Here is a 26,011-nt window from a genome sequence, read left to right as displayed (position 1 = left end):
AACGGTCTCAGAGAGGACGGTATTAAGTAGGGGACTGACAAATTTTTGTGTTTTAAGACTTATTAGCTAAGGTTTTTTTAATTAGCTTCTCTGTATAATTCGGGAAACTTAAAAAGTGATAATGATTAACATAGATTCAATAACAATAAGAAATGTTAAATTGCATATATTAACAATATAGAAACAATTTTATGATAACAATGGGGAGTTTCCCAAACTCTGTGTAACTGCTTATAATCCACTAACAGGAGAATAAGCAATGACTACTCAATCTGACCTTAAAAAACTGGCCGAGCAAATGGCTGGTAGCATGAACAGCTTTGATGACATCAAAGACTTTCAAAAGCAGCTCATGCAATCTTTTATCGACACTGCCTTAGAAGCTGAGATGGAAGACCATCTTGGATACCCCAGGCATGAAAAAGCAGACAAGCCTAATAAGCGCAACGGGCACACTAAAAAGACCGTCCGTAGCGACACAGGCGATTTTGAGATATCCACCCCAAGAGACCGCGGTGGCAGCTTTGAGCCTGTACTCGTCAGTAAGCATCAAACCCGTATCTCAGGTCTCGATGATAAAATCATATTCCTTTACGCCAAGGGTCAAACCACCACCGAGATTGTAGAGAGCATTAAAGAGCTCTATGACGTCGACATTTCAAGCTCTCTTGTCTCAAGAGTCACCGATAACATATTAGAGGACATCACCGCTTGGCAGAACCGGCCGTTAAGCAGTGTTTATCCTATTGTCTATTTAGACTGCATTGTCGTTAAAGTACGTCAAGACAAGCAGATCATCAACAAGGCGATCTATCTGGCGCTAGGCGTGGGACTTGACGGCAAAAAAGAGCTGCTTGGTATGTGGCTCTCAGAGAATGAAGGCGCTAAGTTCTGGCTAGGGGTTCTCACTGAACTGCAAAACCGCGGGGTGCAAGATATCCTCATTGCCTGTGTCGACGGCTTAAAGGGCTTCCCTGATGCCATTAACACCGTTTATCCCAACGCTCAGGTTCAGCTGTGTATCGTACACATGCTGCGTTACTCAATGAAGTTTGTACCTTGGACAGATAAGAAGGCAATAGCGGCTGATTTAAAAGCCATCTACGGCGCTGATACGCTTGAGATGGCAGAGGCCAATCTTGAGTCATTCGATCAGGTGTGGGACGATAAGTATCCGCATGTCATCAAGTCTTGGCGTAATAACTGGGAGGGCTTAACGGTGTTCTTTGAGTATCCGAAAGATATCAGAAAAGCCATCTATACCACCAATGCTATTGAGTCATTAAACAGCGTGATTCGGACAGCGGTGAATAAGCGTAAGGTGTTCCCATCTGATCAGGCAGCATTCAAAGTGGTGTACTTAGCCACCCAGCAGGCGTCGTCAAGGTGGTCGATGCCAATCCGTAACTGGACGTCTGCTCTGAATCGTTTTATGATTATGTTTGATGACCGTATCAGTAAGCATTTAATCTAAATGGCAGTTACACAGAATTCGGGATGGTCTCTAACAATGTTTAGCGCCTACTAGCGAACGTTTTTCTTTACTTGTGAGTCGTTATATATTGATTTCTAAAAAGTTACTTAAGCTCAGTATTGCAATAATCTTGCCAAACAATTGCAATAATCTTGCCAAAAACTGCTCTTGAAAAGTCAACTTAACGCACTCATCTAGGCGCTAACGTTATATAATGGTCTGTTTTATCCATCGACCTAGCTGACAAGTTGGGCGTTGCTGATAGCTTCAATGACCAGCAACTTATTAATGAGTTTGAGCTATTAATTGACTAAATCCTTGTGTGATTGTTTGTGTGATTGCGGCCTGATTCATTAACTATCTATTTTCTTATCATCTGAGTACAAAAGACATCGCCTTATGACTATCTCTATCGCTTCATTGCACAGCACCGAATTTGCCGTTGGTCAACGTTATTTATCTGATACGGAGTCTGAGCTTGGCTTGGGTGTGGTCATCGACGTCGATGATCGCTGTGTGCATATCCTATTTCCGCAAAGTGAAGAGACGCGCGTCTACGCCAAAAATTCTGCGCCGTTATCGCGCGTGGTGTTCAAAGAAGGCGATAGCATTTCTGACCAAGCCGGTAATACCTTTACGGTGACAGCTGTCGAAGAAGTGATGGGCGTGCTCAAATACAGTGTTGATGAGCATGAAAAAGGCATTATGGAAACCCGTTTGGCGGCCAATATTACCTTGGCTAAGCCGCTTGAGCGTTTGCTGGCTGGTCGTATTGAGCGTGGCGATTGGTATGAGCTGCGCCAAGATATTCTGCGTATGCAATCAGCGCTAGCGGGTCACCCGCTCAAAGGTTTGATGGGCGCGCGCGTCGATATTATTGAGCATCAGCTGTATATCGCCCATGAAGTTGGCAAACGTATAGCACCGCGTGTCTTGCTTGCTGACGAAGTTGGCTTGGGTAAAACCATTGAAGCGGGTTTGATTATTCATCAGCAGCTACTGACTGGCAAAGCTGAGCGCGTCCTAATTCTTGTCCCAGACAGTTTGCAGTATCAATGGATGATTGAGCTGCGTCGCCGTTTTAACCTAAACTTTGCCTTGTTTGATTTGGTACGTACCGCTGCGATTAAGGAGCACGACCCTGAGCAAAACGTCTTTACGACCGAGCAATGTATCATTGCTGGTATGGACTTATTGCTCGATCATCCTGATTTGTATGACCAAGCGATGGAAGCGGGCTTTGATTTATTGGTCGTCGATGAAGCGCATCACCTGCATTGGGATGAAGCGCAAGGCGGCAATGATAAATATGACCTCATTGCTGACTTTGCCGAAGAAACACCGGGCGTCATGTTGTTGACTGCAACGCCAGAGCAGCTTGGCGCCCAAAGTCACTTTGCCCGTCTGCGTTTGCTTGACCCTGATCGCTTTGATGACCTTGATGAATTTATCGATAGCCAAGAAGCTTTTGCCGAAACTGCCGCCGTTGCCAGTGTCTTAATCGAAGATAAACCGTTAAGCAACGGTCAAATCACGGCATTAAGTCATTTGCTTTCTATTAGTATCGATGAATTGGCAAACATTAATGACGACGAAAAACTGCGTACTTATGCGCTCAATGAACTCCTTGACCGTCATGGTACGGGACGTATTTTATTCCGTAATACCCGTGAAAGCGTCAAAGGCTTCTACGGGCGTAGCAGCCAGCCGTATCCATTGCCGCTACCTGCAGCATGGGTCGATAGCTATCAAACCAAGGGTAAATTGCGCGAACAACTTTGGGGCGAAGAAAATCAACCCGATGGTGGTTGGCTAGAAGATGACCCGCGGGTGCCGTGGTTGATTGATATCTTAAAAGGTGAGCTTAAGCATAAAAAAGTGCTGCTGATTGCGCGGAGTGGTGCGACGGTCGAAAGTTTAGAAGCCGTCTTACGTCTGCATGCTGGTATTAAAACCGCCATCTTTACCGAGCAGATGACCTTACTTGAGCGTGACCAAGCGGCGGCGTTTTTTGCTGACTCAGAGGGCGCACAGATATTACTCTGCTCAGAGATTGGTTCGGAAGGTCGTAACTTCCAGTTTGCAAGCCAGCTGATATTGTGGGACCTGCCTGCCAATCCAGATACGTTAGAGCAGCGTATCGGTCGCCTAGACCGTATCGGGCAGACACAGCAAATTATGCTGCACGTACCGTATGTACAAGGGACGGCGCAAGAGCGACTGTACCGCTGGTATAACGACGCGCTCAATATGTTTAATCAGATTTCTCCAACGGCGCAAAGCGTACAAGAGCAATATATCCAAGAGCTAAAGCCGATGCTTGAAGGCGCGGATACCGACGCTAACCGCACCACTTTGCAGGAGATTATCGAAGAAGCACAGCAAACGCGCTTGGGACTAGAAGCACAGCTACAAGCCGGTCGCGATCGCTTGCTTGAGTACAACTCATGCCGTCCGCGCGTTGCTGGGCGTATTGCCGATGCCATGCATGATTTTGATAAACACAATCTATTGCCGCAATTTATCGAGCGCTTTTTTGCTTCCGCCAATATCGACCACAATATCCAGCGTGATGGCTCATGGGTGATTGCGCCGATTGATAGCACGGAAATTAGCGATTATATCGACGGTCTGCCGCTCGGTGATGAGGATGGTATGACGCTGACCTTTGAGCGCAAGCAAGCGCTGCAGCGTGAAGATATCGAATTTATCACCCATGAGCATCCATTGATGCGCGCGATTTATGAGCTAGCAAGTACCAGCACTTTTGGGAATACCACCGTTGCGATGCTAAAGAGTGTCGCCGTTCCACAAGGTATGGTGATGCTAGAAGTGAATTTTCGCGTTGAAGCGATTGCGCCAAGATTGCTTAATCTGCCTGCAACCCTGCCGACGCAAAATATTCGTGTGTTTATCAGTGAGCAGGGCAGTGATTTATCCGCGCGTATTAGCAGCGATATGATTATGCCGCATATTGAGCGCTTGGATAAAAACCGCGCCCGCCAAGTGATTAAGGTACGTGGCGATGTGATTGAGCAGCGTTATTATGAAGCCGAAGATATTGCCCGTCAACAGCTAGAAGACATTGGTGAACAAGCAAGCGCGCGCTTTAGCCAACAGTGGTCACGTGAAATCAAACGCCTAAAGCATTTGCAAACCATCAATCCTAACGTGCGCCCAGAAGAGATTGAGCGTCTAGAGCAGCTAAAAGCCCAAGGTGAGCAAGCACTAGGCAATTTATCGCTGGTTCCAGACTCTATTCGCGTGTTGGTCGCTGTAAAGCCATAATATAAAGTTAAATAAAAAGCGAGGTGTCTCATCATCTCGTTTTTTATTTATGTTTGTGAGCTTAGATGCTGCTTGTTTAGATAGCTACTTGTTTAGATAATTACTTGCTCATTATTGTTAAGCTAATAAAGCGTTAAACCGACTCGTAAGGCGGCGACTGCCTAGTCAAAATCTTTAATATTCGCTAAGATGATTGGCTTTTCGCTTTATAATGAGTGATTGCTAATCATTTTACTAGCTATTTATTTGGCGTTCTCAGCGTTATGTGGGTGTTTATCGCAAACTATAATAGTCGTGCCATAACAGTTTTAAAATGAACCTACTATACATATTATTTTAAATTAAAACGCCGCATTGGCTTAAGCCTATCGTATTGATACGCTTGACCCTTGAGTGCTTATATCTCAATGCTTGGCGTGATTGATCAAAATAAGGAAACCTATCGTCATGTCTGATTATCCGCAACTGATCGATGAGCTGCTCGCTACCGTCGCGCTTATCGAAGTCAGCCCTGATGTTTTTGAAGGTAAAAGCCACGATTATGTGGGCAGTCGTATTTTTGGCGGGCAAGTGCTGGCGCAAGCAATTATGGCCGCATCGCATACGCTCGATAAAGACAAACCTTGTCATTCGTTGCATGGTTATTTTTTGCGCGGTGGCGATATCAATCAGCCGGTGATTTACCAAGTACGCCGCCTGCGTGATGGTCGCAGTCTGTCAGCGCGTGAAGTCACGGCAATTCAGTATAAAGAAGTGCGCGGTAAAGCGCCTGTCGAGCAAGTGATATTTTCGATGATTGCTTCGTTTTCACCGATGGAAGAGGGTTTGGAATATCAAGAAGATATGCCCGTGTATCCGCCGCCAGAAGACTTGCTTGATGAGCAAGATTTAAAAGAGCAGTATGTTGGAAAGGTTCCTGATGCCCTAAAAGCGCGCTTTATGCGTCATCGTCATGTCGAGATTAAACCGATTAAGCCGCGTGATCCGATTCATCCAGAACCGATGAAACCCAAGCAAGCAAACTGGCTGCGTATCCGTGAGCTTGGCAAGCAGCCTGTGGCCATTCAGCAAGCACTATTGGCGTTTTCGTCTGATTTTTACTTGGTCGGTACGGGGCTGATGTCACATGGGGTCAGCTTTATGACCAGTGGCTTGCAAGCGGCGAGTATTGATCACTCGATGCATTTTCATCGTGATTTTAATTTAAATAATTGGCTGCTATATGACATGTGGAGCGACACCACATCTAATGCCAAAGGCTTAAATCACGGTCAGTTTTGGCAAGATGGTCGATTGGTAGCGACGGTACAACAAGAAGGCTTGATGCGCTTGCGGGTGCCCAAATCTTAAGTTTTTTGTAGGTTATAAATGAAAAAAGCGACTCAGAATATATTTTGAGTTGCTTTTTTTACAAAGGTTACTTGGTTGCCCTAACTTATTGTTCCAAAATCTTAACCATCGCGCGCGGTAATCCAAGCGTTGCCTGCGCATCTTTAGCATTTGACCAATTTATATTAATTTCTGCTACTTGCAAGGCTTTGGTCAAATCAGCCGTTTGCTCATTCGTTAAAGTCAGTGACTGCGGCGTTAAATACCAATGGAAATGCGTTAGTGAGTGTTTGATAGGCGCGTCATCAAGCAAGGTTTTATTAATGGGCGCGGCTGCTATATTAAGCTTATCTAACCATTCATTGATAATTTGCTCAGCGGTAGTAAATTCTGCTTCATAGACTTTTTCATTGCTAGCAACTTTTAATCGTTTATCATCGCTGGCTTCTGAATTTTTAGCAGTTGTTTTGCCACTTACTTTACCGTCAATTTTCTCAACAAATTGCAAAGGCAAACTCCACAATCCACCCCAAATACCATTGTCAGGACGCTGTAGCCACAGTATTTTGCCGTCCGTATCTTTAATCAATAGCGCATTGCTAAACTTGCTTGGCTTGGGCTGTTTTTTGGCTTTGACTGGATAATCGGTCTCGCGACCCTGCGCATGGGCAATACAATCCTCTTGCAGTGGGCACAACAGACAAGCAGGCTTGCTACGCGTGCATAAGGTTGCACCCATATCCATCATGGCTTGTGCAAATAATCCTGAATTTTCCCTAGGCGTTAAACGCTCTGCCAACGCCCACAGCGCTTTGGTCGTAGCAGACTTAGTAATATCACCATCGATAGCCGCCCAGCGGGTGAGGACGCGCTTGACATTACCATCACAGATAACGCCATAACGATGTAGCCCCATTGCCATAATCGCGCCAGCGGTCGACGGTCCAACGCCAGAAATCGCCTCCCAACCTGCTAGCGTCTGCGGAAAGTCGCCCGTCTCATCAATCACTGCAACCAATTGCTTTGCGCCTTTATGCAAATTACGCGCCCGCGCATAATAGCCAAGTCCTGCCCAATGCTCCGCCACCATATCCCATTCTGCTGCGGCTAAATCTTGCACCGTGGGAAAGGATTCCATAAAACGGGCAAAGTAGGGCAGCACCGTGGTCACTTGTGTTTGCTGGAGCATGACTTCTGATAGCCAAACAATATAAGGGTTGGGCGTGTCAGTTTGGTGCTGTTGCCAAGGTAAATCGTGGCGACCGTTTTCAGCGAACCAATCAAGTAGGCGGGGGGCGAGGGAGTTAAGGGAAGTAATAGAGTGGCTAAAGATAGTGTTAGGAGAATTAGAATTGGCGTTTAGTTGGGTCATAGGCTCTATTATTTAATTTTTTAAGGTAAGTAATTATATCTTATATGAGTATATTCAATGGTTTAGCTTTTTATGGTTTATCGTGAGTATTTTAGACCGTTGTTCTGTCGTAGCTTAATACTTTTAGCTTTTGCCACAGGTAGATATTATTGAAGATCGGGAAAAATATACTCCGCTAGAAATAAAATAGGTTGCGAAAGTATAAAATTTCTCGCAACCTATTTCTCATAAGAGTGCCATTAGTGAATTTAACTAAAAGGTTTGGTTAAGAACAACCTCCGCAACAAACACCCTCTTCGCCGTGCTTTACTTTTTTCTCGGTTTCTGGTGCGTTTTCTGCCGCCGCTTGTGCTTGCGAATCCTCATTCTGGACTGACTCTACTTCGGCTGCTTGCTTCTCTTTATTACTGTTAAAGATATTTTTAAATAATTGAGCCATTAGCTTATACCTCACATTGAATTAAGAACACACTAAATAATATTTGCTAATCAATGGTGAACTTATCACATCGTAGAAGGCAATTATTTATAAGCATAAATTGCCCTTATCAGCGTAAAACGTCATATTATTTAAATGAGTATAGACCCAAAGTAACAGTGCTACAACATAATAATAAGAACTCAGGAGAAAATAATATTTGTTTTAAAATCAATGGTTAACCAAGTTTATCTAAATAAAAAATGGCAGTAGAGACCGTGGTGAACTTGATACGTTTAATCGACAGGAAAACGGTTATGTAGATTTAAACGCGCTACTGGTTTAAATTTTACTGACGTGCTGTGTCTTGTCTACTTCCGATTCTTCCGTGTTTTTAGACGACGCAAACGTTTTTCTTCTTCTTTAGCGATTCTTTTCTCTTCGGCAGCGATGCGTTGTTCGGCGACGACCAATTCTTCAGCTTCCGTCATTGCAGGCGTCTCGAGCGTAATATCGCCAAGCTTGCCACTACGCAGCTCGTTAATCAGAATCTCAGACATGCGGTAAGTATCGACTTGATTGCCCGCGCGCACACAGCCGCGATTGCGTCCCGCCACTTCAAAAAACTCCCAATCAGTCTTGGGTAGCTCTTCGATTTTATAGCGCCTTTTTAGTAGTTCAGGATAGGCTTGCATTAAGTACTCAGCGGTATAACTGGCCACATCAGCGAAGTCAAAAGCGGTATCACGAATACCGCCGGTCGCCGCCAAGCGGTAGCCAGAGTTTTCGTTTTCAACCTTTGGCCATAGCATGCCAGGAGTGTCATAGAGCATGATGTCATCGTCAAGCTTAATCAGCTGCTGCGACTTAGTGACGGCAGGCTCGTCGCCGGTTCTTGCCACGGCGCGTCCTGCCAAGGTATTAATCAAGGTTGATTTACCAACGTTTGGAATACCCATAATCATGGCTTTGATTTGGCGACCGGTGCCGACTTTATTGGGCACCATTTTTTTACATAGCGCAATGATACGTTTGACGTCATCAGCTTTATTATTGTCGCAAGCGATGGCTTTAACACCATCTTGTTGCTCAAGATATTCCATCCACGCTTTGGTCAATTCAGGATCAGCAAGGTCGGCTTTATTTAAAATTTTGATGACCGGTTTTTCGCCACGTAATGCCGCGACCATTGGGTTTTCGCTACTATAAGGAATACGCGCGTCAATTACTTCGATGATGACGTCCATCTGCGGCATGATTTCTTTGATTTCGTTACGGGCCTTGTTCATATGCCCAGGGAACCACTGAATACTTGCTCTCTTATCCATCTGCTTTACTAACCTTTTATAAAAAATGCTCAAAGTAAGACCATCGTCATTTACTTTTTAATGGCGTCCAGTTTACTACATAAGCCAAGTAATGACGCTAAAAAGTAATGATGCTAAAAATGCTCACGTTAACATTTCATTTAACGCACAGAGCAGACTATCCTGCAGACTCGTCTACTAAATCCTCACGCGCTGGTGGTAATGGTGCTAAATAACCAATGACTAAGATTAAGCTACCCGTACCAAGGAAGGAAGTCACTCGCCAAATCGCCTCGGTCTGTGATAAATCGACGATGACCAGTTTTAACACCACAACGCCCAGCAGTCCAATACCCATAAACCATAGTGTTCGCTGTCCATAGCGGCTGGCGATGATAGTGGCGACCAAAGCAATGAGCGTCCATAAAATGGTCAATCCTGTCTGTACCTGCTCGCTATTCCAAGCGCCTCCGGCAACTCCATATAAACCGCCAGTCCATAACGGCGTACCGATAAACGCGTGCAGCGTCCTGACCAGCATACTAGAACCTATCCATAGGCCAATCAGCGCTAAGACAATGAATAGCATATCGTTTTTAGGAATGGCGCTTAATAGTTTTTTCGAGTGCATACCGAATGGCTGACGGAGCAAATAAACACCCAAGCCGTAAAACACCACCAACCATAACGTCACATCATATAAGTTAAATAAAGGAAAGTAGGGCAGTTCCCAGATAATACCATCGTAAGTGAAGTTGGTAAAAATAGCCCAACCTAGTGCGATAGGTACAAAGAGTTTGGCACTGTCTAATAATGCCTGATGCCAATCAAACCAATAAGGCGCAAATGCTGAGGTCGCTGCTCCTGTTTGCGAGTGTGATTGCTTATCATTGTACTGAACCATAGCATGACGCTGTGTCCACCATAATCCAGCTAGCATAAAGGCAACCGGAACTAAAATAGTCATGACGCCTTTTGAATCGGGCAAGCCATAATGCATAGCTTCTGCCAACAGGATAATGCCAGCACCAAGCCAGCTCGCGCTATCAAAACTTTTTAACTCCAATTCTTTATGCCATGTTCTTAACCACAATTTTCCAACGACCAACCAGCCTATGAGTAGCATGATAAATATCGGCCAATGAAAGGTGGTCCATTGATAATCAAACTCGTATTTTTGCGGTAGTTGAAACAGTAGCGCGGCATAAAATAGCAGCAATAACCCATGGCTAAACTGCCTAATCTCGCGCCACGAATGATAGTGATTGATTGCCTGATAAATAGCTAGGCTGGTTAAGGTGGCCAATCCTAGCAGCGCCGTCGTTGCTAATCGCCAACTGTCAAGCCATTGGTTAAAATCGATGATCAATACATACAGCAGCCAAACCATTGCAGTAAAGGTCAAAAATCGACCCAAATTTGGACTGCGCCACATCAAGTTAAACGCCATACTTTGGCTATTGATACTGGTAAGCCATTGCTTAGTAGCGAGCTCACCAATGCCCAAGGTTTTAGTATAGGCAGTCAGCGTATGATTGGCGTTAAGCTGGTTGTTGGCGTCATCAATAGGCGAGTTGCTGGCGCGTAAGATAAACATCGTAGCTAGATAGCTGAGCGCCGAAATCGTCAACGCCAACGTTGGATAATCTTTGATCGTAAAGACCACATTTATCATTAGCATCGCGATACTGAGCAGCTGCAATAACAACCCAAACAATACCGACCATGCACGTAGTGAGCGCCGTCCAAACCATACCAGTGCCAGCCCTTGTACCGACCAGCCAAAGGCAATCCATTCTGCATCGAGTGCCAGCGGAATCACCAAGGCTAAAAAGCCAAATCCCAATGCCAGCATACCCTCGGTAATTAAGGCGTAGCGCTGACTACGCTGGACAAATACCCAGCCAATACCCAAATAAATTGCCGCGAAAATAGCACTGGTGAAGGTCAACCCATTAGGAATAGCTTCTAACAACGCCGCGAATAAACCAAAGGCCAGTATCGGCACGGAAAACAGCAAGCCGGTATCAATAGGGAATATATAGCTGTGGTTTCCTAAATAAAATTTATCTAAATGACTTGGATTCTCTGCACTATCAACGTTAGCTGTATGAGCAAAATTTGCTTCATTAAGTGTGTTATAAGCAATGATTTGCTGCGCGTAGCGAATGACGACAAACAAATATAGTAATACGTGCAGCGCCACTAGCAATACCAACGTCCAGCGCTGCGCCTCAATAACAGCGCTTAAATTTTCCGTCACACCCCAATAGTAAGCCAGTCCAAAGGTGACCATCACGCCGAGTAGATTGAGCATTTTCCAAGTACGGTAATGAGCGATGACAGCAATGGTGACGTTTAATAATAAATAATAGCTAAACAAGGACACTAAATTACCGATATCGCTACTGGTCAATATCGGTGCAAAAAACCCACCAGAAAGTGCCAACAATGCCAACGGTAAAGCGTTTTGGCGCACGGCGAGACCGATGGTGACAGCTGATAAAAGGCCAAGTCCAATAAAGCTCGGCACACTCGCCAGCACGTGATAGACGCTATAGGCAAAAAAGGTCGTCAAGTAAGCAATCGCTAAACCTGCCCCTTGCAGGGTGATGCCATAAGCAAAGCGATTTTTTGCTAATTTTAAACCAAGCGCAGCCAACGCCAATCCAATAATGCCAATGCTCACAAGCTTCAGGGCAATCGGAATTTCGATATAGTCGCTTAATAAGCGCAGCAATAACACCACCCCGACGAGCAACACCAAAACCCCAACGCGCACTACTAAGTTGCCGCCAAAAAACCAGTTTTGCATCGAGTGAATGAGTGAGGTAACGATAGGTAAGGAACGCTCGTCTGGCTCTATCGTTGTAACGGGGGTTCTCGATTTTGTCGATTCTGCTGGCTTTGGCTTTAAGCCGAGGTTTTCTTCTATGGGTTCGGCGCTAGCGTCAGCTGCTGTAACCGAATCTACTGCTGCTAACGGTATCGGTGGCGGCATTGGTGACCGCGAGGTTAAAGAGAGATCGGGCGTTGCTGCAAATTGACTTTCTTGATTGCTATTTATATCGGCGTGAGAAGATTTTGCTGTGATTAAGCCCTCTTTTTGCCGTTTAAGCTCAGCTTGTAGCGCTGTCATATCATGACGCAACTGTCTGATTTGTTGGCTTATCCTGGCGTATAGTATGAGCACCACGATCAATAAAGCCATAAAAGCCAGCCAGCCCAGCTGATTTATCAATAGATATAACATCCTCGTTACTCAATCCCACTTATAATAAAGAGATAATGACGTTATTTGCTCATAAGCACAAGATTGGTCATGGTAGTTATTGTGTATAACGACAAAAAACAGGGGTCGCTTTCTGAGAAAGTGACCCCTGTTTTTTGTCTTATGCTTTGTATTAACACTCGTTATAGTGAGCGTTTATACAACTTGATTGATGATATCTTTAAAATCATTCACCAAGATTGGTTTTCATAAATTCAAGCATGTTGTCCCAGCTTTGCTTAGCAGCCGTTTCGTTGTAGCCAAGGTCAACATCATTTTTGGCCGCGCGTTCATCGGCGTGCGGATTGGTAAAGCCATGTTTGGCACCGTCATAGACATCAATCGTGTAGTTAACATCGGCAGCATCTAGCTCTGTTTTTAGACCTTCGATTGCCTCCATCGACACCATCGAATCATCACGGCCGTGAGCGACCAATACTTTGGCTGTAAAGTTCTTGTCGGCTGGCTGTTTTGCTGATGGGTTGCCATGGAAAGTTGCGACGGCTTTTAATGGCATGCCTTCGCGTGCCATATCGAGCACCACTTTACCGCCAAAGCAATAACCAATCGCCGCTAAGTTATCGCGATTAACCGCCAGTTGATCACCAAAGTCATTGAGTATTAAGCGGCAACGTGCCATTAGCATGTCTTGATCAGCAAGTACTTGCTCCATCCACATATTGGCCATCGACGCGTCGCTGGTCAGCTTGCCTTCACCGTAAACGTCCATCGCCACCGCCGCATAGCCTGCTTTTGCCAAGCGCTCAACGACGGACTTTGGATGATCGACCACGCCCCACCATTCTGGCGCCACCAAAATACCTGCTACTGGATTGTCCTCTGAGGCAGATTCTGGCAGCGCCACATAGCTGATAAGCTCAACGTTATTTTCGGTAGTGCTGATCAATTCAAAAGTCTTAATTGACATATTATTGTCCTTTTTTTATGTTATGAAGGGGGTTTTATAAATGGCTGTTTTATAAATAACTACTTTATAAATGCTTGTTTTATAAGTATTAACTGTTCGTATTTTGCTTCATTCTTTTATTTACTTCTCCTACCTTAACGCCCAAGCATACCAAAAACAGCTATAATACTGTAACGCTCTTTATCAAAATGCTACGGCGACTTTATGACACTCAATTTGCTCAATCAATCTGAATCTCAATTAGCATCCGCTCTAGATTCCAAAACAACAACTGATTCAGATTCAGCGACGCAATCTGCTGTGCGCTTATTTCCTCACAGCCAAAACGATGCTAATGATCTATTGCGTCCGCAGTTTTGGTCACGTTTTGCGCTGTCAGAGCTAAACCATAGCGAATGGGAAGCGCTATGCGATGGTTGCGGTAGCTGCTGCCTAATTAAATACATCGATGATGAGAATATCAGCGATGACAATAATCATGAAGCAGAAATGGTTGAATATACCGATGTCACTTGTCAGCTGATGGATTGCACGACCGGTTATTGCAAGCATTACGCCACCCGCCAAGAGCACGTGCCAGACTGTATTCAGCTAACTATGGAGAATTTGCCGCAGATGATGTGGCTGCCGTCGCACTGTGCTTATAAGCGCTTGTATAAAGGACAAGATTTACCAAATTGGCATTTGTTATTGACGGGAGATGCGGTGGCAACTCAGCAGCAGATGCGCGCTGCCAATGTTGGCGTAGCAGGGCGCTGTATTTCTGAGATTGGCATAACAGATGAGGAGATGGAGGAGCGGGTGGTAAATTGGGTTCAGCCCTAACCTAAATTTTTTTATAAAGGGTTTAATCTATGTTTATGCTTAATGAACAATGGATTTAACGTCGCAATACCGCTTTGTAGAGTAGCTGCACCTCTTCGAAAACCTCAGCTATTCTTTAGAGTCCTGCGCGGCAGATTTGGCACTCGCTTCCGCATCGGCTTGTGAATCTGCCAGTGGCGGGATAGGAATATCTTGCCGAATTTGCTTGGAGAACTCGCGGCTATTGATAGCGCTGTTTCCTGCCAAATTATCAAAGCCGCGAACCTTTGGATTGATATGCGTGCGCTCGTACCACGTGTCCATTGACCAAGGCTGACCGTCTTTTTCAGGGTTGGCGTCGAGCATGCCAACGTCGTATAAGTAGTTTGGTAGCCAGCCCGATACCCAAATTCGGTAATCCCATGGCAGACGGTCGCCACTGACAATACGCGCCATATAAAAGATAATATTGGTACAGTTGCTCATCAACGTATTGTACCAAGTTGGTTTGGCATTCAATTCATCGGCGGCAGTTAAGTAAGACTCAAATAACGACTTGACCTCGTGCTGTTGTAGATTGCTGACCGGAAACAGATAAACTTGCTCACCGCGAGCATTACTACGGGTATAAATGATATCGCGCTCTTCAGCAGCAATCAGGCTCAGCTCAAAACGCCTAAAAAACCCTGCCAATGCCGAAAACGACTCGCCTTCTTCTTTACGAATCTCAAATGAGAAGGCGAGCGGTCTATCATCTTCAAAGCGGAAACTGACCAAAGTATGCGCAATCAGCGGCCCCATCCAATAGGAGTTGGTCACATCGACGCCAGAGAGTTTTGACATATCAATGGTGCGCGTGTCCCAGTGTTCAGCCGCCTCTTTATCAGTACGCCAATCAAAATTACGCACATTGGTGAGCGTGACTAAGTTAGGATTATTGGCGTCACGGCGATAGGTGACCCTTTCGCTGACTTCCGCCATCCAGTCGCGGTCTTGTTTGGGCTCGATAGAAAAGAACCAACCCAAACCGATAAACCAAACTGCGCCATATAAACCGATGAGCCATTTAACGGCCACTTTTTTATCCGGCGCTGTTAAATTATTTGATGGCTGATTACCTCGATTTTTTGGACTTTTTGACCAATGCCTTTTTGTTGCATAAGCTGCCTTAGCCAGCGCCGCTAAAATGCCGACTATCATAAGGGTCATAAGCCACGTAATTGGTGAGCGTATGCCAAACTGATACCAGATTGCCATTAACAGCCAAATAGTAGATAGGAGCAACGTAGTAACGATTAAAAGCTGCGCGAGGTAATAGCGCCAAGTCCGCTTTTGCTGGCGATCATAAGCTGCCCCATGCTCTAAGCGATTGCTGTTTGCGAGCGGCGAGAGCAGGCGAGAAAAAAAGGCACGTAGCGACATAGGTTTGACTTTGAGGAATGAAGGCTTTGACCATAGCAAAGTTTACAACACACTGACAATACAATTTGAGTGAATTTGTCGTTGAATGTCCGTAAGCCTTGCGATAAAGTGAAACTTATTAAGCTGGTCTATTTTTATCTATACTTATATAGTTGTCATTTATCGTTATGATAGGATTTTATAGATAATTTGTCCTTTATTTAAATATTTTGACCATTATCTAAATATAAAGTCGCTGTTTTATTTACTATTTTAATCCCCATTTAGATTTAAGATTTTAATTGCTATTTACTATTTTCTTTGATTACTGCTATTAACTAAAGAGGTTAAATCACATCATCATGTCCGAAGACGCTCCAAGCCCGAGTAGTTGGTCGATGCGCGGCTTAAAACGCTGGCTATCGACCGCCCCCGAAACCCGTGATGAACTGATACGTTTGGTGCAAGACTCGCGCCAGTTCTTAGAACCCGATACCGTGGATATGTTGGAAGGTGTCCTTGATTTGCCTGCCACCCAAGTTCGCGAAATCATGACCCCGCGCCCGCAAGTGGTTGGGCTGCACGAAAGCGCTAGCTTAGCTGAAGTGATGGATATCATTCTTGAGACCACACACTCGCGCTATCCGGTCTTTGATAGCCAAGACGATGATGCCGTTATCGGTATTTTATTGGCAAAAGATTTGATTCCCATCCTCGTACACATGGTGCGAGATCAAGAAGATAAAATTGACAGTCAACGTTTACGAGACTTGGTGCGTCAGCCGCTTTATATCAGCGAAACGGCACGCTCTGATACTTTGCTACGCTCATTACAGCGCACCCAAGTGCATATGGCGATTGTCGTCGATGAGTTTGGTAACTTCGCTGGTGTGGTAACGATGGAAGATTTGCTCGAAGAAATCGTTGGCGATATCGTCGATGAGCATGATGACTTCGATGAAGACAGTGATATCAATAATATCGTCGCCGATCCTGAAAGACCAAATACGTGGCGCGTGCAAGCATCGACAGTGATTGAAGACTGTAACGATGAGCTTGGCGCCCACTTTGATGATACCGATGTTGATACTATGGGCGGTTTGGTGATGCAAGCGCTCGGTCATGTTGGCGATTTAGAAGGTGAAAGCGTGGTGATAGACGATTGGCAAATTACCATTACCGATGTTGAAGGGCGCTTTATTCAAAATCTTGAGCTGTCTAAAATCAATGCTGACCAGCAAATATTAATAGGTAGCCATTAATTTATTGATGTTTATCACTTAAGCTTGGCACTTAAAGATCAGCTCGGCATTTAAATATAAAAAAACACGATTGCGGTCGTGTTTTTTTTGCTTTTAAAATGGGCATTTTGCAACGCAATGTTACCTATTGAGTGATTTAGACTGGTATCATGGGCAGGTTTAATTTTTGAGCGCTGTATTGAGCAGCTAACGATTGGCTACCAATTCCAGCGCTAACTGAATAAAACAAAGTTAATATGTAAGTTTTAAACGACTGAAAAATAAGGTTTTGGATAACTGCTATGCGTCTGTCTACTGTTGATTTGCAAAAACGTCTAAACCCCGATAAGCCCAAGGGCTTGCCGCTGGTGTTGACCATATTGATTGCGTGGCTGGCAGGCGCAGTGTTTATCTTTGCCCTCGCGCCGTATGGTTTTTGGCCGGTGGCGTTGGTGTCGCCCGCTATTTTGTATGCCTTACTGATGCCTGATATGACAGGCAAGCGTGCTTTTGTTATCGGTCAAGCTTATGGCACCGGGCTTTGGTGCGTCGGGGCGTTTTGGCTGTATACCTCAATCCATGTCTATGGCGATACGCCAGTGTGGCTCGCGCTAATTATGATTGCGCTGATGGGCCTTGGGATGGGCTTGTTTCATGGCTTTTTGGCGCTGATTTTTAATCGTGTCGTCGGTAAGCAGCCGTTATCCTTTGCCGCGCTTTGGGTATTGCAAGAGTGGATGAAAACTTGGCTATTTACCGGTTTTCCGTGGTTATTTGTCGGTTATGCCTTTACCGAGCAGTATTGGCTATCGTCATTAGCGCCCATTGCTGGTGTGTTTGCGGTGTCTTTTGTGGCAGTATTATTGGCGGCAAGTTTGGTTGAGCTATTGCGTCGCCGCGGCGGTTATATGATTCCTACTGCCGCACTACTTATTGTCAGCTGCGCGTTATGGTTGCTAAATCCGCAATGGACAAAACCAAAGGGCACGCCTGACTTATCGGTATCATTAATTCAAGGTAATATTCCACAAGATTTAAAATGGCTGACTGAATATCAGGTAGAAACGCTAAAAATTTATGCCACCCTGTCCAGTACCGAATGGGGCAGCGACATGATCTTGTGGCCAGAGTCTTCCATTCCCATGTTTCAAGATGAAGCGCTAGGTTTTATCAGTGAAGTGGTCAAAGTGGCCAAAGAAACCGATACCACGTGGGTCACTGGTATCCCTTATAAGGATACCGCGGCTTTTGATGCCAAGACCGATAAATACCCGCCGTTTTATAATAGTGTCATTGCTTTAGGTGCGGACGCTGAAGGGCTATATAAAAAACAGCGTTTGGTACCTTTTGGCGAATATATTCCTTTTGAGGGTATGCTAGATATCTTGCCAAACCTTGCTGGTAGCCAAGATATCATGAGCTATAGCCGCGGTAGTGATAATCAATCACCGCTGCGCGTGCGTGGTCATAACTTGGGCGCTGCGGTTTGCTATGAAGTTGCCTATCCTGACACCACGCGCAAAAACGCCATCAATACTGACTTTTTATTGACCATCTCTAACGATGCGTGGTTTGGTAGCTCGGCAGGTCCGCTCCAGCATTTGCAAATGGTCCAAATGCGCGCGCTTGAAAACGGCCGCTGGTTTATGCGCGCCACCAATACTGGCGTTACGGCTATCATTGACCATAAAGGTCATATCGTAAAGCGCGCACCGCAGTTTGAGCGCACCGTCTTACGCGGAAATGTGCAGGCACGCGTTGGTAATACGCCTTATATGCGCGCGGGTAATTATCCTATTTTAATCATTATTGCGCTTCTGCTATTATTAAGCTATCTTGGCAAGCGTGCGACCCCGCAGAGACGTTTGGTCAAATAAAAAATACCCATAGGCTTTGGTTGTAAGTTTTTTCGCTAATAAACCCTTTAAATCGTTAAGGGTTTTCACAAATCGATATAAATTGCGATATAATAGGCCAATATTTTAAATATTTTGTGCAAGGTGGATAAGGTATGTCAGAACATATTGTCGAAAACAATCCCAAGAAAGAGTTCCTATTTGCCTTAGGCGGTGTTGCCTTATTTTTAGGTATCGTCTTATTAATCGGCATTTCTGGCTATTTGCGTCCAGCAGGCGAGCATATCACTGCTGAGAGCACCGAAGCGGCTGCTGAAACAGAGGCAACTGCGGCAGAAGAAACTGCGCCCGCTGCAACCGCTGCCGAGCCAGCAACAACTGGTACGCCTGCAACCGCACCTACTGAAAATCCAGCAGATGCTACCGTAACCCCAGCTGCTGATACTGATGGTACGGTTGTTGCTGCTGAATCTGGCACCGCAACTGCTGAGGGTACTGTCAATCAAGCGGCAGTACCTGATGATGCTAACTTGACAGCAGAAGAAGCCGATGCGGATTTGGATGGTGGTGAGGGTGCAGAGTTAACGCATACTTGGAAAACTGAAGAGTAAGCTTGTGACCTAAGTATTTTGTTATAAAAACAAATACTTGTATAAATATAGTCAGATACCCGTAATTAAGTACAACTGTTGTGACGATACTTTATTCTAAGAGTGAAAATACTCTAGAAGCTAACATTAAAGACCTGTGCTTGGTTAACTGAGCACAGGTTTTTTTGTAGGTATTTGTGTAATTATTGAATAACTTTTTCTTTACTTGACCATAACCAAGTGAAACAATAATGCGCCTATGTGACCGCTTAGCAAAATAAACAGGAGTTTGGTCGTCATTACAGTGGTCTTTAAAGGAATAAAGTTATGAGCAGAGACTCAAAAGTAAATGTTAGTGAAGCTGAATTGGCAGCACTGGATAATGGGTTTATGGGGCACCCAAAGCCACTACGCCCGCTGTTTTTTACCGAAATGTGGGAACGCTTTTCTTATTATAGTATTCGTCCGTTATTAGTACTGTTTATGGTAGCCACCGTTGGCAGCGGCGGTTTTGGCTTTGATGAAGTCACCGCTTCTGCTATTTATGGTATTTTCGCCGGTTCATTATATTTGGCGGCAGTACCGGGCGGTTGGCTCGCTGATAACTGGCTTGGTCAAGAGCGTGCCTTATGGTGGGGCAGCGTGATTATCGCCCTCGGTCATTTATGTATTGCGCTCTCCGCCATATTTGGCATGACGCTATTTTTTGTTGGTTTGATATGTATTGTATTAGGGTCAGGGTTATTTAAAACCTGTATCTCCGTCATGGTAGGCGCTTTGTATAAAAAAGGCGATGTGCGCCGTGATGGTGGTTTTACCTTGTTTTATATGGGCATTAATATTGGCGCCCTTTTAGCAGCGCTCATCGTTGGGGTGTTTAAAGAAAAGGGCATGTGGCACGCAGGTTTCGGTGTTGGTGGTATCGGTATGCTGATATCATTACTGATCTACCGTTTTTCTGCGCAAAAAACCTTGACCCACTATGCCCAAGCCAAAAATATAAAACCTGAGTGGGAACACGCCAATGACCGCTATAAAAACATCGGTCGCTGGGTAATTGGTTTCTTGGTGTTATTGGCAGCGGTTGTGGTTTTGGTGGCAAGTGGTATGTTACCGTTCAATCCTGAAACGGTCGCTGAATATATGACTTATATCATTGCCGCGGTGGTGATAGGCTACTTTGCGGTTATGTTTGTCTCGCCGCGTCTTGATAAAACCGATAAGCTGCGCCTACTGACTTGCTTTATTTTAATCATTGGCTCAACGCTATTTTGGTCAAGCTTTGAGCAGCAGCCAACCTCGTTTAACCTATTTGCCGATCGCTATACTGACTTGAACGTCTTAGGGTTTGAGATACCGAGTATTTGGTTCCAATCTTTAAACCCGTTGTTTATTTTATTGCTGGCGCCCATTGTTAGTATTGTTTGGGTCAAGCTTGGCAAACGCGGTCTTGAACCTAATAGTATGACCAAGTTTGCGCTCGGGATGTTGATTACCGCGGCAGGCTTCTCGTTGATGATATTTGCCTCAAAAAGCATCTTGACCAGTGACGGCGGCTTAGCATCGCCATTATGGCTCGTGGGTAGTTTATTACTATTAACTTTAGGGGAGCTGGCGCTGAGTCCAGTAGGGTTATCCTCAATGACCAAGCTTGCTCCAAAAGGCATGCAAGGGCAAATGATGGGATTATTCTTTGCCTCTGTCGCCATGGGTAACTTGGTCGCTGCGTTCTTTGGTGGTCACGTTTCAGCCGACAAGATCGAAGGCTTACCAACACTATTTACCACCATGACCATCTTTTTGGTGGTGACCGCAGTGGTGTTATTAGTACTGGCAAAACCTATCAATAACATGCTGGTCAAAAGTGAGCAAGCCGATAAAGCGGCTCAGTAAATAAAGCGTTAAGAAGATGGTGAAGATTAATTAAGCCTATTTAGCTTATTTATAGTAGCAATCGTCCCTATAAACGCCAAAAGATAAGACGTGTTACCATAATCGGTAGCACGTTTTATTGTTTCAATCAGTGAGTTATTTCTCTATCGCCATTGAAAGCCTGCTATCTGCCCAAACATCTAGAGAGGCGCTGCTTTAATACTATTATTAAAATACTATTACTAAGCTGAAATTAATAATAGCTCGGCTAAACGCCTAAGCACTCTTACTCATTTATATAGCTATCATTCTAAAAATAGTAAACCCTTTATAGGCAAATATAACGCTGTATTTAACATTGATAAATTTATTTGCCTCAATAAGACGGCTACTCATAGTCGCCTCTCAAGCGTTTTTTTTAACTCTCATTTTTAAAAGTAATAAGGACACCTTTCATGAATAAACAACACATCCACGAGCGTATTGATAGCCTACGCCAAACGCTAGCGGCACAAGATTTAACGGCGATTATCGTGCCGTCAGCAGACCCGCATTTGTCTGAGTACTTGCCAGAATATTGGCAAGCGCGTCTATGGTTATCAGGCTTTACAGGTTCGGTTGGTACACTGGTCATTACCGCTGACTTTGCTGGCCTATGGACAGACAGTCGCTACTGGGTACACGCCGCGCATCAGCTAGAAGGCACGGGTATTACTTTGGAAAAACTGGCTCCTGGTCAGCCAAATCATATCGATTGGCTAGCGCAAAACTTAACCGAAGGCGATAGCGTGGCGGTGGATGGTAATGTATTGTCTATCGCTGAGCAAGACAGATTGCTTGATGCGTTTGATGCTAACGATATTACTTTAATCACTGAGCGCGATGTGTTGACAGACATATGGAACGACCGTCCAGCATTGCCATCAGCACAGCTCTACCAACACGATGCGCAGTTTATCGATCAGCCCGCCAGCTCAAAACTTGCTGCCGTGCGCGCAGGCATGAAGGAGGCAGGCGCAAGCCATCACTTGCTGTCAAGCTTAGATGATATTGCTTGGTTGACCAACTTACGCGGTGCAGACGTCGATTATAATCCGGTATTTTTAGCGCATATGCTCATTAGCGAAGATAAAGCGGCCTTGTTTGTTGATAATCATAAAGTCAGTAGCGAGATTGAAAAAGCGCTAAAAGACAGCGGTATCACGCTTGCAGATTATGATGCGGTGCAAGAGGCATTAGCTACCTTAACGCCAGAAGATATATTATTGTTAGACCCAAGCAAAGTGGCGGTCGGTACGTTATCAAAAATGGCCGACGATGTTGGCTTTATTGAGCAAATGGCGCCAAGTACGTTACTCAAATCAGTGAAGTCTGCGGCGGATATCGAGCATGTACGCGAAGCGATGCGTCAAGATGGCGCGGCGTTAAGTGAGTTTTTTGCGACATTTGAAAAACGCCTAGCAGACGGTGAGCGTTTGAGTGAGCTGGATGTCGATAGTATGCTCATCGAAGTTCGTAGTCAGCAGCCGCATTATGTGTCGCCAAGCTTTCCAACCATCGCAGGCTTTAACGAAAACGGCGCCTTGCCGCATTACCGTGCGACGCCAGAAAAATTCAGCTACCTTGATGTCGCTGAAGGCGAGGGCGGCTTATTGCTCATTGACTCAGGTGCGCAATATCAAAACGGTACCACCGATATCACCCGCGTGGTCGGGATTGGACAAGTAAGTTCTGAGCATAAACGCGACTTTACCACCGTGCTTAAAGCCCATATCGCCTTAGCAAAAGCGCATTTCCCTGATGGTATTGCGTCACCGCTCATCGATGCGATTTGCCGTGCACCCTTGTGGCAAGCACAGATGGACTATGGTCATGGTACCGGTCATGGCGTTGGTTATTTCTTAAACGTCCATGAAGGCCCGCAGGTCATTGCTTATAGTGCCAGCACGCCAAAAGAGCGCGCGATGAAAGAAGGGATGATATCTAGTAATGAGCCAGGTTTATACCGCGAGGGCAAATGGGGTATTCGTATCGAAAACTTGGTGGTCAATACGCCGGTTGCGAATCCGACTGAGACTGAGTTTGGACAATTCCTACACTTTGAAACCATCACTTACTGCCCCATTGATACCCGTTTGATTGAGCCTGCACTATTAACCCAATTCGAGATTGATTGGCTCAATGATTATCATAGCCAAGTCTATGCCGAGCTAAAAGATCGCGTTAAAGGTGCAGCACTTGAGTGGCTAACCGAGCGTACTAAAGCTATCTAAGGCAAAAACTTATATTCTTGAATTGAAGATATTAAAAAGCCCCGTCAATATCGATGGGGCTTTTTAATCTCTAGTTATACGAAGAAACTCCTAATTTAAATCAGGTTTTTTATAGCTAATGAATGTTTTTCTTGGCGATATTTTCATTACTTTTAATAGTAGTGGTGGTATCAGGTTCGGTTAAATGCTGTGCCAATTCGGCCCGTAACCAAGATTTTAAATTCTCAGAAATTTGCATCATTTGCTCGCTTAAATAGTCATCGACATGCATCTCAAGCTCGCGAATTAATTCTGGGTGACTCGCGCCAAGTTTAGTATCTTTTAAAGACAAAGGAATAGCGGCGTCTGAAACAGCTTTATCGATAACGGTTTTCATATTATGATCGTTTGCGCCATTTACCACATTGGCAGTTTCTTGAATGGATTTTTTATCAGTGTCAGTATCAGCAGTAGTTTTCGTAGCATCTGTTTTAGTAGCTTCCAGTTTTTCTACTGCGTCAGTGTCATTTTTACTAGTAATATTTTTACTACTATCATTGTCATCAACACTGGTAGCTCGTTTATGATCTAGCTGCTCATCGTGCTGTTGCTCTTGTTTCGCCGCTGCTGCCTCTAATGCTTCTTCTTTCTGCTTAGCGTCTGCTACTGCTTTTGCCTGTTTTTCTTTTTCTACACGTTCTTTTTCTACACGTTCTTCTTCTTCTAAACGCTCTTTTTCGGCAGCCGCTCGCTCTTGCGCTTGTTTTTCGGCAATGGCTTTGGCAATCGCTTGTTCAGCTTCATGATTTTCATAAAGATTATCAAGATGGGCGTCTAAGTCATGAGTGCTAAAAACAAAGGTTTCAAATGGCGTGTCGTGTTGTAAGAGGGTGGTGATATCGGTAAGTTCTTGGATGATAGAGGCGCGTACAGGGTCTGGCGCACACGTCCAGCGCTGATAAAACTGATGGGAAAATGAGTAGCTTGACATGGTATCTTCCATAAATGTTGCATAAAATTACCCCTTATCATACGCAAGTACGATAAGGGGCTGCAAGTGGTCAAACGTAGCAAATCTGACACCAAGGTTACAACGGCTAAAATAATAGTTTTTTAACATTTATTTAGCGTTTTTAACGTTGTTTTAGGCGTTTTAGCTTGATGGTTGCACCGGCCAACGAGCGAATATAAGCGACCCATTGGTGCCACCAAAACCAAAGCTATTGGAGACTGCATATTGCAGATTATCAACTTTACGTGATTGGTTGGCCACGTAATCGAGATTGCAGTTGTCTTCAACATTATCTAAGTTAATGGTCGGCGGTACCTGCTGATGTTGCAGGGCAAGCACAGTAAAGATAGCCTCGATACCACCAGCGGCACCCAATAAATGACCGGTCATCGATTTGGTCGAGCTGACCAAAATGCTGTCTTTAACGGGCGCAAAAACGGTTTCAATCGCAATGGATTCGGCAACATCACCAGCAGGCGTACTGGTACCGTGGGCATTGACGTAGCCAACCGCGGCAGGCTCAATACCGGCATCGTTTAGTGCGTTGCGCATGGCGCGAGCCGCACCGCTACCATCTTCTGGTGGTGCGGTAATGTGGCTGGCATCGTCACTCATCCCAAAGCCAACCAGCTCAGCAAGTATCGTTGCGCCGCGCGCTTTAGCATGGGCAAGGCTTTCAAGGACGACGACACCCGCGCCATCACCGAGTACAAAGCCATCACGCTCTTTATCAAACGGACGCGAGGCTTTGGTTGGCTCATCATTACGAGTTGAGAGGGCATGCATCGCCCCAAAACCTGACATTCCAAGCGGGCTCGAGCCTTTTTCACTACCACCTGCCAGCATCACATCGGCATCGCCATAGGCAATCAAGCGCGCAGCAAGTCCGATAGCGTGGGTCGCGGTGGTACAAGCAGTCGAGGTCGCCAGGTTTGGGCCTTGTAAAGTATGCTTAATAGCGACCAAACCTGCAGCCATATTAACGATAGAACCTGGAATGATAAAGGGCGAAACCTTCATAGCGCCTTTGTCACGTAGGGTATCACGGCTGTTTTCAATGGTTTGGATACCGCCAATGCCTGACCCTAATATTACGCCAAAGCGCTCTTGCTCGACATCTTGTACAGGTGTATCAGCTGCGCTAACTTCATCGATAAAACCCGCGTCTTTTAACGCCATAGCCGAAGCTGCAACGGCATAATGCATAAATTCATCATAGCGGCGCGCGTCTTTAGCATTCATATATTGCTTGGCGTCAAAATCCTTGACCACACCCGCAATTTGCGCCCGATAGTCGGTTGCATCAAAATGAGTAATGGGCGCGATACCGCTCTCGCCATTAAGTAGACGCGTCCACGAGCTTGCGACGTCTAATCCTAAAGGTGTCACCGCACCCATACCCGTCACCACCACACGCATCTCATCTGGGCGTTCATAATGGGGCGGCTTTTGACGCAGAGTTTGCTGGATAGTGGCAGCATTAGAGTCGGCGGCTTGCGCGTTTGGTGAACTGCTATATTGGCTCATGCGATATATCCTGTACGTGCGATCCTAAAAAGAAGGTATTTTAACCGTCATTATAAAACACATTAGTGC

The 26,011-nt window shown here is 45.2% G+C and carries 17 protein-coding genes; 9 read left to right on the top strand and 8 right to left on the bottom strand.

Translation table 11 applies throughout. The annotated features are described in order from the left end of the window. Positions 1-259 precede the first annotated feature (259 nt). The 3 genes from AB8P72_RS12230 to AB8P72_RS12220 all read left to right on the top strand — a co-directional run bounded on the left by AB8P72_RS12230 (position 260) and on the right by AB8P72_RS12220 (position 6,112). Entirely contained in the window at positions 260-1,474 is a 1,215-nt protein-coding gene (locus AB8P72_RS12230; protein WP_369957810.1) for an IS256 family transposase, read from the top strand. 399 nt (positions 1,475-1,873) lie between these two features. Beyond that, complete coding sequence (gene rapA, locus AB8P72_RS12225; protein WP_198328996.1) at positions 1,874-4,762, top strand: RNA polymerase-associated protein RapA; 2,889 nt, start codon at positions 1,874-1,876, stop codon at positions 4,760-4,762. A 447-nt stretch (positions 4,763-5,209) separates the two neighbouring features. Beyond that, positions 5,210-6,112: an acyl-CoA thioesterase gene (locus AB8P72_RS12220; protein ID WP_369957809.1), complete on the top strand. Its 903-nt coding sequence runs from the start codon at positions 5,210-5,212 to the stop codon at positions 6,110-6,112. Positions 6,113-6,197: 85 nt separating this feature from the next. Here the strand turns inward: AB8P72_RS12220 and mutY are convergent, their stop codons facing one another. The 5 genes from mutY to AB8P72_RS12195 form a co-directional block, all read right to left on the bottom strand. Further along, positions 6,198-7,463: an A/G-specific adenine glycosylase gene (gene mutY, locus AB8P72_RS12215; protein WP_369957808.1), complete on the bottom strand. Its 1,266-nt coding sequence runs from the start codon at positions 7,461-7,463 to the stop codon at positions 6,198-6,200. 265 nt (positions 7,464-7,728) lie between these two features. Beyond that, positions 7,729-7,902 (bottom strand): CCGSCS motif protein, encoded by a 174-nt coding sequence (locus AB8P72_RS12210; protein WP_198328993.1) that lies wholly within the window; start codon positions 7,900-7,902, stop codon positions 7,729-7,731. A gap of 350 nt (positions 7,903-8,252) precedes the next feature. Beyond that, positions 8,253-9,209 carry a ribosome biogenesis GTPase YlqF gene (gene ylqF, locus AB8P72_RS12205; protein ID WP_369957807.1) on the bottom strand — a complete coding sequence of 319 codons (957 nt, stop codon included), beginning with the start codon at positions 9,207-9,209 and terminating at the stop codon, positions 8,253-8,255. Positions 9,210-9,366: 157 nt separating this feature from the next. Further along, entirely contained in the window at positions 9,367-12,327 is a 2,961-nt protein-coding gene (locus tag AB8P72_RS12200) for a DUF2339 domain-containing protein (RefSeq protein WP_369957806.1), read from the bottom strand. Between the two features lie 319 nt (positions 12,328-12,646). Then, on the bottom strand, positions 12,647-13,387 hold the full coding sequence (locus AB8P72_RS12195) for a dienelactone hydrolase family protein (RefSeq protein WP_198328990.1): 741 nt from the start codon (positions 13,385-13,387) through the stop codon (positions 12,647-12,649). Between the two features lie 204 nt (positions 13,388-13,591). Here AB8P72_RS12195 and AB8P72_RS12190 point away from each other — a divergent pair, with 204 nt between their 5' ends. Beyond that, positions 13,592-14,212 (top strand): YcgN family cysteine cluster protein, encoded by a 621-nt coding sequence (locus AB8P72_RS12190; protein WP_198328989.1) that lies wholly within the window; start codon positions 13,592-13,594, stop codon positions 14,210-14,212. A gap of 108 nt (positions 14,213-14,320) precedes the next feature. On the opposite strand, the gene AB8P72_RS12185 is transcribed toward AB8P72_RS12190, so the two are convergent. Then, positions 14,321-15,613 carry a DUF4105 domain-containing protein gene (locus AB8P72_RS12185; RefSeq protein ID WP_198328988.1) on the bottom strand — a complete coding sequence of 431 codons (1,293 nt, stop codon included), beginning with the start codon at positions 15,611-15,613 and terminating at the stop codon, positions 14,321-14,323. Between the two features lie 341 nt (positions 15,614-15,954). Here AB8P72_RS12185 and AB8P72_RS12180 point away from each other — a divergent pair, with 341 nt between their 5' ends. The 5 genes from AB8P72_RS12180 to AB8P72_RS12160 all read left to right on the top strand — a co-directional run bounded on the left by AB8P72_RS12180 (position 15,955) and on the right by AB8P72_RS12160 (position 23,424). Beyond that, positions 15,955-16,854 (top strand): HlyC/CorC family transporter, encoded by a 900-nt coding sequence (locus AB8P72_RS12180; protein WP_068403676.1) that lies wholly within the window; start codon positions 15,955-15,957, stop codon positions 16,852-16,854. Between the two features lie 281 nt (positions 16,855-17,135). Further along, positions 17,136-18,710, top strand: coding sequence for an apolipoprotein N-acyltransferase (lnt, locus tag AB8P72_RS12175; protein WP_144297657.1), 1,575 nt, complete (start codon positions 17,136-17,138; stop codon positions 18,708-18,710). A 134-nt stretch (positions 18,711-18,844) separates the two neighbouring features. Further along, entirely contained in the window at positions 18,845-19,300 is a 456-nt protein-coding gene (locus AB8P72_RS12170; RefSeq protein WP_068403673.1) for a hypothetical protein, read from the top strand. Between the two features lie 306 nt (positions 19,301-19,606). Continuing rightward, positions 19,607-21,172, top strand: a complete 1,566-nt coding sequence (locus tag AB8P72_RS12165; protein WP_068403671.1) for a peptide MFS transporter — start codon at positions 19,607-19,609, stop codon at positions 21,170-21,172. Between the two features lie 434 nt (positions 21,173-21,606). Further along, the gene (locus tag AB8P72_RS12160) at positions 21,607-23,424 is read left to right on the top strand and encodes an aminopeptidase P family protein (RefSeq protein WP_369957805.1); all 1,818 of its coding nucleotides are present in this window, start codon (positions 21,607-21,609) and stop codon (positions 23,422-23,424) included. 115 nt (positions 23,425-23,539) lie between these two features. Here the strand turns inward: AB8P72_RS12160 and AB8P72_RS12155 are convergent, their stop codons facing one another. Together AB8P72_RS12155 and fabF are read right to left on the bottom strand one after the other, a co-directional pair. Further along, entirely contained in the window at positions 23,540-24,406 is an 867-nt protein-coding gene (locus AB8P72_RS12155) for a hypothetical protein (RefSeq protein WP_369957804.1), read from the bottom strand. A gap of 150 nt (positions 24,407-24,556) precedes the next feature. Then, complete coding sequence (gene fabF, locus AB8P72_RS12150) at positions 24,557-25,942, bottom strand: beta-ketoacyl-ACP synthase II (protein ID WP_369957803.1); 1,386 nt, start codon at positions 25,940-25,942, stop codon at positions 24,557-24,559. Between the last annotated feature and the right edge of the window lie 69 nt (positions 25,943-26,011).

Source organism: Psychrobacter sp. CLB018 (genome assembly GCF_041222815.1).
Classification (GTDB): Bacteria; Pseudomonadota; Gammaproteobacteria; order Pseudomonadales; family Moraxellaceae; genus Psychrobacter; species Psychrobacter faecalis.
This window is presented reverse-complemented; position numbering and strand designations above follow the sequence as displayed.